The organism is Neobacillus solisequens (assembly GCF_051233465.1).
Taxonomy (GTDB): Bacteria; Bacillota; Bacilli; order Bacillales; family Cytobacillaceae; genus Neobacillus.
The window spans coordinates 59,595-75,065 of sequence record NZ_JBKFGJ010000011.1; the positions used below are offsets into that span (position 1 = coordinate 59,595).

12 protein-coding genes are annotated in these 15,471 nt (G+C 39.5%); 1 reads left to right on the plus strand and 11 read right to left on the minus strand.

Annotation, left to right across the window (positions count from 1 at the left end):
• Window positions 1–160 precede the first annotated feature (160 nt).
• The 10 genes from ACI3K6_RS11785 to ACI3K6_RS11830 form a co-directional block, all read right to left on the minus strand.
• Entirely contained in the window at window positions 161–910 is a 750-nt protein-coding gene (locus ACI3K6_RS11785) for a hypothetical protein (RefSeq protein WP_435554975.1), read from the minus strand.
• A 187-nt stretch (window positions 911–1,097) separates the two neighbouring features.
• Window positions 1,098–1,319, minus strand: coding sequence for a hypothetical protein (locus tag ACI3K6_RS11790; protein WP_435554976.1), 222 nt, complete (start codon window positions 1,317–1,319; stop codon window positions 1,098–1,100).
• Between the two features lie 152 nt (window positions 1,320–1,471).
• Window positions 1,472–3,160 carry a methyl-accepting chemotaxis protein gene (locus tag ACI3K6_RS11795; protein ID WP_435554977.1) on the minus strand — a complete coding sequence of 563 codons (1,689 nt, stop codon included), beginning with the start codon at window positions 3,158–3,160 and terminating at the stop codon, window positions 1,472–1,474.
• A gap of 115 nt (window positions 3,161–3,275) precedes the next feature.
• Window positions 3,276–4,169, minus strand: coding sequence for a hypothetical protein (locus ACI3K6_RS11800; RefSeq protein ID WP_435554978.1), 894 nt, complete (start codon window positions 4,167–4,169; stop codon window positions 3,276–3,278).
• Window positions 4,162–4,548 carry a response regulator gene (locus ACI3K6_RS11805; RefSeq protein WP_435554979.1) on the minus strand — a complete coding sequence of 129 codons (387 nt, stop codon included), beginning with the start codon at window positions 4,546–4,548 and terminating at the stop codon, window positions 4,162–4,164. Before ACI3K6_RS11805 ends, ACI3K6_RS11800 begins: the two co-directional genes overlap by 8 nt.
• Before the next feature lie 140 nt (window positions 4,549–4,688).
• Window positions 4,689–5,750, minus strand: a complete 1,062-nt coding sequence (locus tag ACI3K6_RS11810; protein WP_435554980.1) for a sulfate/molybdate ABC transporter ATP-binding protein — start codon at window positions 5,748–5,750, stop codon at window positions 4,689–4,691.
• A gap of 1 nt (window position 5,751) precedes the next feature.
• Complete coding sequence (gene cysW, locus ACI3K6_RS11815; protein ID WP_435554981.1) at window positions 5,752–6,639, minus strand: sulfate ABC transporter permease subunit CysW; 888 nt, start codon at window positions 6,637–6,639, stop codon at window positions 5,752–5,754.
• A gap of 15 nt (window positions 6,640–6,654) precedes the next feature.
• Window positions 6,655–7,488: a sulfate ABC transporter permease subunit CysT gene (gene cysT, locus ACI3K6_RS11820; RefSeq protein WP_435554982.1), complete on the minus strand. Its 834-nt coding sequence runs from the start codon at window positions 7,486–7,488 to the stop codon at window positions 6,655–6,657.
• 70 nt (window positions 7,489–7,558) lie between these two features.
• A complete protein-coding gene (locus tag ACI3K6_RS11825) occupies window positions 7,559–8,638 on the minus strand; it encodes a sulfate ABC transporter substrate-binding protein (protein WP_435554983.1) in 1,080 nt (359 codons plus the stop codon).
• Window positions 8,639–8,934: 296 nt separating this feature from the next.
• A complete protein-coding gene (locus ACI3K6_RS11830) occupies window positions 8,935–10,401 on the minus strand; it encodes a protein adenylyltransferase SelO (RefSeq protein WP_435554984.1) in 1,467 nt (488 codons plus the stop codon).
• A 220-nt stretch (window positions 10,402–10,621) separates the two neighbouring features.
• Here ACI3K6_RS11830 and ACI3K6_RS11835 point away from each other — a divergent pair, with 220 nt between their 5' ends.
• Window positions 10,622–12,262: a M4 family metallopeptidase gene (locus ACI3K6_RS11835; protein WP_435554985.1), complete on the plus strand. Its 1,641-nt coding sequence runs from the start codon at window positions 10,622–10,624 to the stop codon at window positions 12,260–12,262.
• 113 nt (window positions 12,263–12,375) lie between these two features.
• On the opposite strand, the gene ACI3K6_RS11840 is transcribed toward ACI3K6_RS11835, so the two are convergent.
• Entirely contained in the window at window positions 12,376–15,459 is a 3,084-nt protein-coding gene (locus ACI3K6_RS11840; protein WP_435554986.1) for an efflux RND transporter permease subunit, read from the minus strand.
• Window positions 15,460–15,471 lie beyond the last annotated feature (12 nt).

The window sequence follows — 15,471 nt, forward strand, 5'->3', positions numbered from 1 at the left end:
TGTCCTGTGGGAGTACGGTTCTGGAGAGACCCCGCAGGCGCAAGCGCCGAGGAGGCTCGCCGAAACGCCCACGAACCGCTTGCACCTGGAGCGGAAATCAACAGACAAGTTTAACAGAGCCAAAACTAAAAAAGAGCCAGAGGCTCTTTTCTTAAGGGTTTTAGTGACCTGCCCTTGTTAACGATATAGAACACCCATTACTAGATGAAGTAAAGGTAATCTCATCCCGTTTATCGTTTTTAGCATTATAAATGATACCATCAGACGATTCTATTTCAGAGGGTTCTATCGTAAAGCCAATTAGTTTTATCTCCTCTATGTATTCATTCGGATTATCCATTTTTGCAAAAGTATAGGAATTAATGGTTTCACCTGAAGTAAAGGAGGTTATTTTCACACCGGGGTCCGGAAGTCCTGCCATTTTTGCAGAATCCCACTTGGCATTTTCACCTTCCATAATCATCCCTGTTCCTTCTCCAGTTGGCTTTTCACCTTTCCCAGCTAAAATAACACCAGATTTATTATCTTTTGAATAGACGAAGCTAATCATCTGCCCGCCTTTATTCGTCCCTGTATAGTTAAAATTATCCATACTTACATAATTATATATAAAACCTGCATCCTTAATTTTTTGGATATATGCCACTATATCTTCTTCCTTCATTTTGGAAAAGGTGTAACTTGACCCTTCATTGTTCGAAATAAAACCATCCAAATTAGCTTTAGGAGCTGCCAAACCATACATTTTTTCTTTATCCCATTTTGCCTTCCCTAATTTTATTTTGCCCTTACCGTCTTTTTCTTTGATTTCTATATTTCCTTTTTTGTCTACATTCACTGAGCTTTCCGTAGAACATCCAGTTAATGCAACCATAATAGAGATTGCCAAGATCTGTCCTGCAAATTTCATAGATTCCCCCCCTAAAACTAAAAAACTGCCAAATTGCTCTACTTTGGCAGATCTACCGAAATAAATTGTACTTTTTTCCAATTATACCATTTATTATAGGGTGGAAAAAGAAATTCTAAAGACAAGATTTCGAGAATCTTCGACTAAATGTATGAAAAAAGCTGTGGAAATCGTCCCACAGCTTCGCCTATTTTTCTGTCCTATCATTTAGTTCATCCATTAACTGTTTTGACCTTTTGGCATTACCCTCTGCAAAATTTTCAAGACGTTCCTTTAATTCATCATCGTCATGGACCCGTTCTGCTGTAATGAGGTATGTTCGCATTAAATCCTCTTCTATTTCAAGTGAATGTTCAAGAACTTCCTCGAGTTTCTCCTTCTCAACATCCTTCTTTTTAAATAAATCCATAAAAAAGTCCCCCTTTTTGATTTAGTATTTCCTTGGAAGAGGAACTTATCCAGAATTGGTAGGTTGATTATAAGGAAGGTTTTAATCATTTGACCATTAAAAAAGGTCTGGCAACAAGGCCAAACCTTTTTTATGTAAGGGCAAGTTCTATTTTAAACTTTAAATTTTCCGGTTAGTCTTTCTAAATCATTAGCCATTTGGGCCAGATTTTTAGAAAAAGTGGATATTTCCTGAATCGAAACTAATTGCTCTTTTGATGAAGCGGCAACTGCTTGAGAATTGGAAGAGGCTTGGGTTGTAATCATAGATAGATTTGTTACAGACATAGCAACTTGTTCCGCTCCTGATGATATCTGCTGGGAAGCGGAGGATACCTCTTTAATTTGATCTGTGACAGCTTGCACTGACTTTAATATTCGATTAAAGACATTATTTGCTTCATTAACCACTTGAATTCCAGTATTTACATCTTCAATCCCTTTTGTTGCAGAGTTAACTGCATTGGAAGTATTCATCTGAATTTTTGATACAAGTGTCGAAATTTTAGTAGCTGAATCTTTCGATTGTTCTGCTAATTTCCTTACCTCATCAGCAACAACAGCAAATCCTTTTCCAGATTCTCCAGCGCGAGCGGCCTCAATGGCAGCGTTCAACGCCAATAAATTGGTTTGTTCAGCAATGTTGGTAATGACTTCAATTATTTGACTTATTTCATGTGAAAGATTACCTAATTCTTGAACCTTACTGCCAGCCTCATCCACCGATTGTTGAATCGTTTTCATTTGGTCAAGGGTTTTTCCTATTACCTTATGACCTTCATTAGCCTCATCAATGGTTTTATGAGCTGAATCTGTTACTATTTCAGTAGAATTAGCAATGGTCATTATTCCAACGGCCATTCCAGTCATCGCTATGGAGATTTCATCCGCCCCACCTACTTGCTGTTGGGTCCCCGCAGCAATTTCCTGAATAGAAGCAGAGATTTGATTAGTAGCGATAGAATTTTGTTCTGCACTTGCCGTTAGCTCGTCAGAAGAAGCTGCTACCTCCACAGCCGCGAGTTGCACTTGTTTAATAATAGTCTGGATATTCTCCATCATTTTATTAAAAGCAATTGCCATTTGACCGATCTCATCTTTACTTTTAACCTCTAATCGTTGCGTTAAATCCCCATCATTATTGGATAACTGCTCAAGCTTATGAACTACTTCGATCACAGGCTTAGTAATTTTTCTTGACAGTAGGATTGAAACGGTAATACCAATAAGAATGGAAGCAATGAGAATACCGATAGAGATCATTGCACGGGTTTGCATCATTTTTTCCTGTTGGTTGATCTTCTCAGTTAATAAATCGGATTGTATTTGTTTAAAGTCAGATACATCGGCAGCAAACTTAGAAAGAACATCCATATATTCTCCATTATAGATTTCCAACGTTCTTTCCTTATCAACTGCAGCTAAACCAAGCATCTTCGTTTCAATAGCCTCTAAATTTAAATTGTTTTTTTGAAGATCCTTTAATAATTCTTGTGATTTGGCATCTGTAGCAGTAGCCATTACTTCTTTCATGCTTTTTTCTATCTTCTTACCGTTATCATCGTATCTCCCTTGTTCACCTTGATTGCCCGGCTGAATAATCAACCCTTTAACGGCGTCGGAGATCGTTACATTCTCATTTTCAACTTCCTGTGCAATATTATAAGCTTTTACATTAATTTTTATTAATTGATTATAGGAATCTCCAAGATTTTGCATTGAAAAATACACAATAAAAAAACCAATCGTACTTACGATTAAAACAGAAATAAATCCTAGCATCAGTTTAAACCTTATGCTCATATCGAATTCCCCTTCCCAATATATCTTTATTATCGGACCAGAAATCATAATAGTTTAATAGGGAAATGTTGCTAATAAAAAAGGACAATCCATATCGGATTGCCTTTTGCTATAGTTATTCTCCTAAACTAATCGATACCTGCTCAGGTTGGTTCGATAAAATGAGCTGGAATGGCCCTTTAGTTGTTTGGACTGTAACTACAAAAGTATTACCGGAAACAGAGGCCTTTTCCTTTAGTTTCTGTGGCTTCATATTTAGCTCCACGCCTTTGTTGGACTTATTTACTAAATATATTCCATTATGTAAGTTTAGAAATTCGCTGACAGATGCTTGTGCTAGTTCATCCATTTCTGTAAGTTCTTCCTCGGCATACTTCGACGCCAGATAAAGAAATACATCCTTGTTAGCAGTAATCGCAGTGAACAGTGGATCGTTACCAACAATTTCTTGATAAACCAACCAGTTTTGCTGCTGCGTATTCTCCTGTTCAGCTACTTCTAAGTACATTTGGTCATCTATAAAACGAATCATATTTTTCGCAAAAAGGGAGAGATATTCACCATATGTATCCTTTTCTTTTGAAAGAATGCTGTTAACTAATGTCTCCACATTTCCGCTCTTAATAGCTTCAAATTGATCATCTGAAAGACTATTATCCCTTTTATATTCGTCTAAGGCTTGGCCAAACTGTTCAATATTCATGTAACCACGGTCAACCAACGATTGTGCTAGGAATAAATGGCCTTGCTTTTGTACAGAAATTAATGACTCTACTTGGTCATTTGATAGGTAGCCTAATTCTACTGCAATTTCCCCAAAGCGCTTATCGACTTGTTTTTGTTTCTCATGAACCTCTTCCACCTGTGAAGGTGTCATAAACCCCTCATCGATGGCGATTACACCAAATTTGACATGAACAGATTGCTGATATTCTAATGCGTCAGCCAACTGCTCCCGAGTAATTAAGCCGCAATTGAGTAAATAATGACCAAAATACTGACTAAACATTCACTTTCCCCTCCTTTATGATCTTTTCTAAAAGATTCACAATAGAATCAAGGGAAATTGGTTTCTGGATAAAGTCATAGGCACCATTTTCAAGGGCCTTTTTTAGGTGTTCCTTTGTACCAACTGAGGATGCCATCACAACTTTACTAGTAGGGCTGATTTCTTTGATTTCAGTTAACGCTTCAATTCCGTCTTTATCTGGCATTACAATATCCATAAAAATTAAGTCAGGCTGATTGTGCTTTACTGACTCAATTGCAACATTACCATTTTCCGCCTCGATAATTTCTTTACATTTACACTTTTCTAGCATACCCCGCAATTTCTTACGGATTAATGCAGAATCATCACAAACTAACACTTTCAAATTGTTCTCCATATTTGCCAACTCCTTCTTGTAGAAAAATACAGAAAAATGTATTAATAACACATAATTATAGTTCTACAGACCTATCTAATAATCCTTTTATTTTTAGATAAAATTATTCAGCAAATATGGGAGAACTTATTTCAAAGTGCCTAATCCTGTAAAAAAACCTTCATTTGCTTCGGTTTAATACACACATCCTCACCCGTTTTTAAATCAAGAAGACGAAAATATTCCTTTGTGATTTCTGCTTCTATATACTCATTATTGTCCCATCGTACCATTTCAATTTGAACAACTGAACCCACGAAATGAATATGAGTTATTTTTGCTCTTACAGAGTCCCTGCTTTCTTCCCGATTAATGCCAATATCATGTGGTCTTACATACCCGACTGCCTCTGTATTCATTTTTCCTGCATATTCATTCGGCGCGGCAATTTCAAAGCTGCCATCGTTTAGCTTTCCATTATGCAAGCGCCCTTTAAACAAATTGACATTTCCTAAAAAGTGATAGACAAAAGGGCTAATTGGATGTTCATAAACTTCTTCAGGTGTTCCAATCTGTTCAATTTGCCCTTCATTCATGACCACAATCCGGTCTGCCACATCAAGGGCCTCCTCTTGGTCATGGGTAACAAAAATGCTGGTAATTTGGTATTCGTCATGGAGCCTTCTTAACCATCTGCGCAAATCCTTCCTTACTTTCGCATCAAGAGCTCCGAAAGGTTCATCGAGCAATAATACTTTAGGCTCAACCGCTAGTGCCCTTGCTAAAGCCACTCTTTGGCGCTGTCCGCCTGATAATTGGGCCGGATAACGGTCTGCAAAACTCTCAAGTTTCACAAGTTTTAATAATTCAGAAACCTTTTCCATTATATCTTGCTTGGAAGGTCGTGTTTTTCTCGGACGTACTCTAAGGCCATATGCTATATTCTCAAAAACGGTCATGTGGCGAAACAAGGCATAATGTTGAAATACAAAGCCAACCTTTCTTTCTTTTGTGCTGACATCGGTCATATCCTCCTCACCAAAAAGAATCGATCCACGATTTGCCGATTCTAAACCAGCTATTATTCTCAATAAAGAGGTTTTTCCCGATCCGGATGGCCCTAGCAATGCAACAAGTTCCCCAGTTTGAATATCCAAATTTATGTTATCAAGGGCGAGAAATGAGCCAAATGATTTAGATATGTTTTGAATTTGTATACTCATATTAGTCATCTCCCTTTTCAATTAAAATACTTTTTTTCGTTTTCCACTCAATCATATTTTTTACTACTAGAGTAATAATCGCAAAGAGGGACATTAAAGAGGCTACCGCAAAAGCTGCAGAAAATTGATATTCATTATAGAGAATTTCGATATGAAGCGGCATTGTATTTGTTACACCACGAATATGTCCTGAAACGACGGAAACAGCTCCAAATTCTCCAATGGCTCTTGCAGTGCAAAGGATCATTCCATATAATAAACCCCATTTGATATTTGGCAAGGTCACCAACAAAAAAGTCTTCAAGCCACTGGCACCCAAAGTTAGCGATGCTTCTTCATCAGCCGTTCCTTGTGTCTGCATTAATGGAATCAGTTCCCGAGCAACAAAAGGAAACGTTACTAAAAGGGTAGCAAGGGCAATCCCCGGTACGGCAAAAATTATTTTGAAATTATGATCTAGTAGCCATGTTCCAAACAATCCATGAACACTGAATAATAACACAAAGACCAAGCCTGCTATAACCGGGGAAATGGCAAATGGCAAGTCTATAATCGTAATCAGAACACTTTTACCTCTAAACTGAAATTTTGTAACAGCCCAGGCGGCGATAACTCCAAAAATCGCATTAACTGGAACTGAAATCAGGGCAATCAATCCAGTTAACTTAATCGCCGATAGAGCATCAGGACTGCTTATTGCTGATAGATAGACATCCCAACCTTTTTCAAATGCTTTTATAAAAATAGCCACAAGTGGCAGTACTAAAAATAGTGTTAAAAAACCTAACGCAATCAAAATTAGAGTCCAGCGAACCCAGCCGGATTCAGAATTTTTACTTGAACTTTGTAAAGGTGTACTCGTGTAGTTCATCGATACATTTCCTGCCATTTGTAAATGCCCCCTTTATGCAAATTTTCGGTTCGTCCACCATTGCAACAAATTCAGAATCAGTAATAATATGAATGAAAAAATGAGCATCACTGCAGCGATAGCGGTGGCACCTGCATAATCATATTGTTCTAGTTTCGTCATGATTAGCAATGGAGTTATTTCCGTTTTCATCGGCATATTCCCAGCAATGAAAACAACCGAGCCATACTCGCCTAGTGCTCTTGCAAATGCCAAAGCAAAGCCTGTCAAAATAGCAGGGATAAGTTCAGGAAAAATGACTTTAATAAAGGTTTGGACACGCGTAGCTCCAAGACTTTCCGAAGCCTCTTCCAGTTCTTTATTAACATTTTGCAATACCGGTTGTACGGTTCTAACCACAAATGGTAGCCCAATAAATGTCAATGCAAGAGTAATTCCTAATGGAGTAAAAGCCACTTTAAAACTAAGAAATTGTCCAATCCAGCCCTGCTCAGTGTACAAAGTCGTTAAGGCAATCCCAGCAATCGCCGTCGGCAGAGCAAATGGTAAATCAACTAGTCCATCGATTATTTTTCTGCCTGGAAAGCGATAACGAACTAATACCCAAGAGATTAAAACCCCGAATACAGCATTAATCGCTGCAGCTACTAACGAGGCACCGATGCTAAGCCTATAGGATGCAACAACTCTTGGTTCGGTAATGGTCTGCCAAATTTTTGACCAAGGGGCTGCAAAAGAATTTATAAAGATCATGGATAAAGGCAGAAGAACAAGTAGGCTGATGTAGAAAACCGTAAAACCTAGTGATAAGCCAAATCCCGGTAGTGGACCATGCTTTTTCATTTTGATTTTTTTTAAATAAGCCATGAGGTTGACCCCTTTCGCTCTAGTACATCAGAGGTGCCCACCATGAGCACCTCTAAATATAGGAATCTTCTTATTTTGGTTGATAGATTTGGTCAAATGTCCCACCATCATTAAAGTGTTTTTCCTGGGCCTTTTTCCAGCCGCCAAAATCATCATCGATGGTCACCAAATTGATTTTTGGAAATACATTTGAGTACTTAGCAAGAACACTTTCATTCCTTGGGCGGTAATAATTTTTGGCGATAATCTCCTGTCCTTTTTCGGAATATAAGTATTTCAAGTACGCCTCTGCTACTTCTCTTGTTCCCTTTTTATCAACTACCTTATCGACAACTGCGACTGGTGGCTCTGCCAAAATACTCAGGGATGGCACAACAATTTCAAACTTATCTTTTCCAAGCTCATTAAGGGTTAAGAAGGCTTCGTTTTCCCAGGCAATTAATACATCGCCAATTCCCCGCTCCACAAATGTGGTTGTAGCACCCCTTGCACCAGAGTCTAGCACTTCAACATTTTTATATAATTGGCCCATAAAGTCTTTGATTTTTTCTTCATCATTGTTATATTTTTTCTGCGCGTATGCCCATGCCGCTAAATAATTCCATCTAGCCCCTCCTGAGGTTTTCGGATTTGGTGTGATTACCGAGACCCCTTTTTTGGTTAAGTCATCCCAATCCTTGATCCCCTTCGGATTCCCTTTTCTGACAAGAAACACAATGGTCGATGTATAAGGCGTGGAATTATCCTCCAACTTCTTTTGCCAATCCTTTGAAAGCAATCCTCCCATATTAGCAATCTCATCAATATCATAAGCAAGGGCCAGCGTGACGACATCAGCTTCAAGCCCATCGATGACAGCTCTTCCTTGTTTTCCAGAACCACCATGAGACTGTTGAATGGTGACCTGCTGGCCCGTTTTCTCTTTCCAATACTTCGCAAATTCCTGGTTATACTGTTCATAAAGTTCTCGAGTCGGGTCATAAGAAACATTTAGTAATTCAACAGGAGCTTTCGTTTCGGCCGTTTTATCTTTCTCCTTTTTCTTTGTACTCTGATTGCCACTAGTCTCACTGCTGCATGCAGCAAGAACCATAGCCAATAAAATAATAACCAGTGAAAATTTGAAACCCAGCTTTTTCTGAATAGACATTTGTATTTCCCCCTTTTTAAAAATAAAAAGGCTGCCTAATTTTAGAAAATTGCTCATGAATAGTGAATTGTTCTAGAGCACAACTAAAAATAAGCAGCCTTCAGTGGACTGATCGGCAGCCTTCATTTGGACAGAAAAAGGCTTATACTCTGTTAATGGAGTATAAGCCTTTGGTGGTCCAATCGACTTGTCGTTTATTAAATTATATTCATTTTATTCTGAGTTTTCCTAGTTGTCAAGTGGGTTTTTGATACTCTTAATAAAAATAATGAAATGTGTTACCGGCAACTACAAAATTATGTCCCACAAAAAGTTCTGTAAGGCCGTTCTGATGGTTCAGGCAAGGAACAGTATTCAGCCTGTTCCGTAGAGTGGGCGAATGGATTTGCCAGCGCTTTTAGCAATTTTTCCATCACACTGAGATCCCCATCATTCACGGCAGCAGCCAGTGCTTCTTCTACCCGATGGTTACGAGGAATCACTGCAGGATTATTGGTTTGCATCAGTTGTTGGATGGCGGCTGACGATTCCTGTTGCCTTCCAACTCGTTCTTTCCAACGTTCAACCCACTTTGTGAACTCAGGTACGCCACCCAGTACCGTATCCTCCATTTTTTCAAACGTTAAGGCTCGAAAGGTATTGGTGTAATCGGCACGATATTGTTTCATGATAGTTAGCAACTCTTCGGCTAATGACTGATCCTCGTGTTCTTCATTAATTATTCCAAGCTTAGCTCGCATTCCCTTGAGCCAATTTTTCTGATATATATCCATATAATTAGAAATCTCGTCTTGAGCCATTTCAACCGCTTTTTCCTGATTTTCATGAAGTAAGGGTAAAAGAGATTCCGCAAACCGGGCAAGATTCCATCCACCGATATAGGGCTGATTACCATAAGCGTAGCGTCCTTGGGTATCAATTGAACTGAAAACCGTATCTGGATCGTAAATATCCATAAACGCACATGGACCATAATCGATTGTTTCACCGCTAATCGCCATGTTATCCGTGTTCATCACTCCATGGATAAAACCTACCAACTGCCATTTGGCAATCAATTCTGCCTGCCTATTGATTACTTCTTTAAGCAGTGACAGATATTTATTTTCGTCGTTATTGATATTCGGATAATGACGGTTAATGGTATAGTCAACAAAAATTCGGAGTTCTTCTATATTGCCTTTTCCAGCTGCATATTGGAAAGTACCTACGCGGATGTGACTGGCGGCCACCCTGGTTAAAATCGCACCAGGTAGAATGGATTCGCGAATGATGGATTCACCGGTCGTCACTACAGCCAGACTGCGGGTGGTCGGTATTCCAAGTGCATGCATGGCCTCACTAATGATATACTCTCGCAACATTGGTCCGAGAGCTGCCCGACCATCACCTCCTCGAGAGTATGGCGTTCTCCCAGAACCCTTTAGCTGAAGGTCTAATCGTTCACCTGTGGGAACAATCTGCTCACCCAGCAACACAGCACGACCATCACCCAGCATCGTAAAATGGCCAAATTGATGACCTGCATAGGCCTGAGCAAGCGGTGAAGCACCTTCAGGAATCTTGTTTCCGGCAAACACAGCAACTCCCTCATCATTTTGCAATGGATCGAGATTCAGCCCTAAAGTTTTTGCCAGCTCCACATTCAATATGATCAAATCGGGCAGCTTTACCGATGTGGGGTTCTGATGGCTATAAAATGACTGCGGTAGCCGGGCATAACTATTGTCAAAATTCCATCCTACGTCTTTATTATTTGTCATTTGATCTCCTTTAACATCTCATTTTTGGGTTTAGTATTTTCTCTACTAACTTAATTTAATCGTTTTTTAAAAGAATATAATCGTTTCTCCTTCTTGAGTAACATATTGAGTTTATCACTATAGTAAAATATATTCAAAATCTTAAAAAAAGTACAAATATTGCCAATTAGGTGATATTATAGGTCTTGCACTACCATTTTTTGTATTAGGGGGAATTTTAGTGAAGAAGAAAGTAGTAGCCCTTGGGTTGTCACTCGGTTTGGCCGCGAGTGCCTTCTCTCCTGTTTCATCCTTAGCAGCGCCAAAAAATGTGTTATCCAACTACAAATATAATCAAGCAGTTGGATCACCGGAATTCATTTCAGGCAATCTTACTCAACCATCCACCAAAAGTGCAGACAGCATTGTTCTTGATTATCTAAATGGCAACAAAGACAAGTACAAGCTGGGCGCAAAGTCCGCTCAAGAATCCTTCAAATTTACTTCCATCAAAAAGGACAAGCTTGGTTCTTCCATTAGAATGCAACAAGTATATAATGGTGTTCCTGTATGGGGTTCTACACAAGCGGCCCTAGTATCTAATGAAGGTGTCCTTACCACATTATCCGGTACTGTCACTCCAAATCTCGAAACGAAAAAAGGCCTAAAAACAGAGAAGAAGGTAAATGCCAATAAAGCCATTAACATTGCAGAAGCGGATCTTGGCTATACACCTGATTATGAAAAGGCACCTACCTCTGAACTGGTTGTTTATACAGTAGGCTCCGATGCTGTTTATGCCTATCTAGTAAACTTAAATTTCCTATCACCAGAGCCCGGGAACTATAACTATTTTATCGAAGCATCCACAGGAAAAATCTTAAATAAATATAATGATCTTGATCAAGCTAAGTCTGGCGGCGGAACCAGCCTTACTACCGATACTACAGGCTCAGGAGTCGGTGTTTTGGGAGATTCCAAGAGTTTAAATATGATTCTTTCCGGCTCAACCTATTATCTGCAAGATCAAACAAGGGGTGCCGGAATTTATACTTATGATGCTGCCAGTCGCTCACGATTGCCTGGAACCTTATGGGCAAGCGCTGATACTCTGTTAAATAGCACGAATGAATCTGCTGCTGTCGACGCCCATTATTATGCAGGAAAAACATTTGATTATTATAAAAATGTGTTTAATCGCAATTCTTATGATGACAAAGGTTCTGCATTAAAATCTTCTGTTCACTATAACCGAAATTACAATAATGCATTTTGGAACGGTACCCAAATGGTATATGGAGACGGTGACGGTACAACCTTCATTCCATTATCAGGCGGTGTAGACGTGGTAGCACACGAACTTACCCATGCTGTAACCGACACAAGTTCCGACCTCATCTATCAAAACGAATCGGGAGCATTAAATGAAGCGATCTCCGACATTTTTGGTACGTTAGTAGAATTTTATAATAATAAAACTCCAGATTATGAAATTGGCGAAGATATTTATACACCTAAGGTAGCAAATGATGCCCTTCGTTCTATGAGTGACCCAACTAAGTATGGTGATCCGGATCATTACTCGAAACGTTACACTGGGACAAGCGATAATGGTGGAGTTCATACAAACAGCGGAATTATCAATAAGGCTGCCTACCTATTGGCTAAAGGCGGCACACATTATGGGGTAACCGTTAATGGAATTGGGAACGACAAGGTTGGGCAAATCTACTACCGCGCCAATACAGTGTATTTAACTGCTTCTGCAACCTTCAGCCAAGCTCGGGCTGCCCTTGTTCAAGCAGCAGCCGATCTCTATGGAGCTGGTTCAGTGGAAGTAGATTCCGTCAATAAGTCGTATGACGCAGTTGGAGTAAAATAATTTATTTGTTAAGAAACAGGAAATTCTCTAAGAAAATCAGAATTCCATTAGAATAAAGTTAATTTGATCTACAGAAAAAGAGACGGGACACAATTCCCGCCTCTTTTTAAATTTTAGTTTTCCTCAATTTCCTTACGATTTTTCTTAAACAGTTTGGATAATACTTCATATACGATTGGTACCACTATAAGGGTTAACAGCGTTGAACTTGTTAAACCTCCTATTACGGTAATGGCTAAGCCTTTGGAGATTAATCCCCCGCCACCTTCACCAAGTGCCAACGGAATTAACGCACCAACTGTAGCGATGGCGGTCATTAGAATCGGACGAAGTCTTGTCGCCCCGGCCTCTAACACGGCTTCACGCATTAGTAATCCATCCCGCTCCATATGAATAATCCTGTCGACAAGAACAATGGCATTCGTGACGACAATACCGATTAACATCAGTAATCCCATCATAACGGATACTGAAATGGTTTCACCGGAGATTAATAAACCTACAAAGGAACCAATCACGGCAAAAGGTAATGAGAACAGAATCGCAAACGGTGCAACGCCTTCACGGAAGGTAACGACCAAGATGAAATAGACGATCGCAATCGCTGCTGCCATTGCCGCACCGAGCTGTGTAAAGGTTTCGGTCATGTCTGCCTGGACTCCGGCAACTCCTACAGTTACACCTTTTGGCAAATCCATTTTATCAATTTGTTTCCCAACCTTAGAAGTTACTTTTGAAATATCCTTGCTTGTGATTTTACCCGTTACAGTTGCGTAATATTCCCCTTTACTGCGTGCAAGGGTATTATAGGTTGTTCCCTTTTTCACTGTAACCAGCTGATTAAGCGGCATCGTAGTGCCGAATGCAGTAGGTACCGGCTTTGCTAACATTTCGTCAACGGACTCCGGTTGAGCCGATTGTTCCTGCTGAACAATGACATCTAATGAAGTTCCATCTTTTTCAACTGTTGTTAGAACATCTTGTGTTTTTTGCGGACTTAACATCATCACAAGCTGCCCAGTGGTTAAACCATATTTTAATAAATTGGCCTGATCAACACGGAAAGTATATTCTACATAAGCTTCCTCGGCACTTGAAGTCACATCTTTTAAGTTTTTGTTTTTCTTCATGACTTTTTCAACTTTTTTCACAGATTGATTTAATTTATCTAAATTCTCACTGTAGAAGGTATAGCTTACTTCGTCATTTGAGCTTCCCATCGAAGAGAAGTTCTGGCTCTTCCATGTACCCGATTGACCGATGTTCTTCACGTAGTTTTCAATCTTCTCTTTTACTTTTGGGAAATCCTTCATATCAGGATCAAAGATGAGATACATTAAGGCGCCTGCTCCACCGCCGCCCATCATGGCAGCAGATTGGTCACCAGCTTCTGTAATAGATACTTGAACAATATCAATATCGTCACGTTTCAGCATCTTTTCTTCGACCTTTTTAACGTTATCCATTGTATCTTCTTTTAGTTCACCAGCTTTTGGTGTATACGTTAAATACATAACTTTATCTTGTTCACTGCCCATAAAGCTAAAACCAATCAATGGAGTTAATGCTAAGCTTCCGGCTAAAAGGACAAGGGCAATGATGGAAGAAATCACTTTATGACTAAGGGCCTTGTTTAAGAAACCCTTGTACCAAGTCGCTAATTTACCAACTTCCTTATGATTTTTTTCTGATTTCTCACCATATAGTTTCTTCTTAAATAGAGTGTGGGACAGAACGGGAACGATAGTAATTGCTACCAGTAATGATGCTCCCAATGAAAATGCCATAGTCAACGCGAATGGTGCGAACAACTCACCTACCATTCCGCCAACAAAAATCAAAGGTGCAAATACGGCGACAGTAACCAGGGTTGAAGACATAATTGGTTTGAACATTTCAATGGTAGCTTCACGAATAAGTGCCCGGCCATTTAATTTTTCCTCTTTTAGGTGAAGTCTCCGATAAATATTTTCGACAACAACAATGGAGTCATCAATTACCCGCCCAATCGCTACCGTAATCGCACCAAGTGTCATAATGTTAAGCGTGATACCCATCCAGTGTAAAATTAATAAAGCCATCAGGATCGATACTGGAATGGATACGATTGAAATAATGGTCGATTTAAAATCGCGTAAGAACAATAAAATGATTAGTACTGCAATTAATCCACCAAAGACTGCTTTTTCAACCATGGTTGTCACCGATTCTTGAATCGGTTTGCCTTGGTCGAGTGTTACATCAATCACAAGCCCATCGACTTTTTTCTTTTCATCCTTAATAACTTGTTTTACCTTATTAACAACATCAACTGTGTTTGCCTGCTGGCCTTTCACAATTTGAATAGCAATCGCATCTTTCCCATTTGTACGGGAGATGGATTTTACTTTACCGACGGTTTCAATTTTCGCAATATCGCCTAGTTTCACAAATGGTGTTGGATTTGCAGCTGTCGGTGTGACCGGGATAAGCATATTCTTTAATTCAACCGCTGTCATGAACTTGCCATCAATTGCGACCGCCTGTTCCCCCTGCTTAAATTCGTAAAGTCCTAAGGACACAGCCATATTGCTGGCTTGAATCATTTGTTTCACTTTATCTTCAGTTAAACCGAATTGGGCCAATTTGGCTTGATTATAGGTCAGGTCAACTTCTTCAATATGCTGACCATTGATCGTAGCCGACGCGACACCTTCGATTTTTTCAATTTTTGGAAGTAAACTTTCCTCAACGGTGGAGGTTAATTCGACGATATCTTCTTTAGTGCTGCTTACACTCAAGGCCACTACCGGCATCATATTCATACTAATTGCTGTCGTGGTAGGCTCCTGTGCCCCTTCTGGCAATTTTAAAGAGTCTAATGCAGACTTTAATTCTCGCTTTGCCTCATCCATATCAATGCCGTACTCGTATTCTACTTGAATACTGGACATGTTAGAATAGGAATTAGAATAGACGGCCTTGACATGGTCCAAACCTTCTACTGCTTTTTCGATTGGCATTGAAACATCTTTCATTACTTTTTCCGGAGTGGCACCCGGATAAACATCTGTTACCATTAAGTATGGAATCGAGATATTCGGAATGGTCTCCATGTTCATTCGTGTACCAGCATAAATTCCTGAAACGGTAATGATAATGGTAAGAAGCCAAACTGCTAGTTTATTTCTAAGTACAAAGTTGACTAACCCTTTCACTGTTACACCTAC

Bases quoted from the DNA above. Each gene is read 5' to 3' on its own strand.
- ACI3K6_RS11785 (WP_435554975.1), bottom strand. From the start codon at position 910: ATGAAATTTGCAGGACAGATCTTGGCAATCTCTATTATGGTTGCATTA.
- ACI3K6_RS11790 (WP_435554976.1), bottom strand. From the start codon at position 1,319: ATGGATTTATTTAAAAAGAAGGATGTTGAGAAGGAGAAACTCGAGGAA.
- ACI3K6_RS11795 (WP_435554977.1), bottom strand. From the start codon at position 3,160: ATGAGCATAAGGTTTAAACTGATGCTAGGATTTATTTCTGTTTTAATC.
- ACI3K6_RS11800 (WP_435554978.1), bottom strand. From the start codon at position 4,169: ATGTTTAGTCAGTATTTTGGTCATTATTTACTCAATTGCGGCTTAATT.
- ACI3K6_RS11805 (WP_435554979.1), bottom strand. From the start codon at position 4,548: ATGGAGAACAATTTGAAAGTGTTAGTTTGTGATGATTCTGCATTAATC.
- ACI3K6_RS11810 (WP_435554980.1), bottom strand. From the start codon at position 5,750: ATGAGTATACAAATTCAAAACATATCTAAATCATTTGGCTCATTTCTC.
- cysW (WP_435554981.1), bottom strand. From the start codon at position 6,639: ATGGCAGGAAATGTATCGATGAACTACACGAGTACACCTTTACAAAGT.
- cysT (WP_435554982.1), bottom strand. From the start codon at position 7,488: ATGGCTTATTTAAAAAAAATCAAAATGAAAAAGCATGGTCCACTACCG.
- ACI3K6_RS11825 (WP_435554983.1), bottom strand. From the start codon at position 8,638: ATGTCTATTCAGAAAAAGCTGGGTTTCAAATTTTCACTGGTTATTATT.
- ACI3K6_RS11830 (WP_435554984.1), bottom strand. From the start codon at position 10,401: ATGACAAATAATAAAGACGTAGGATGGAATTTTGACAATAGTTATGCC.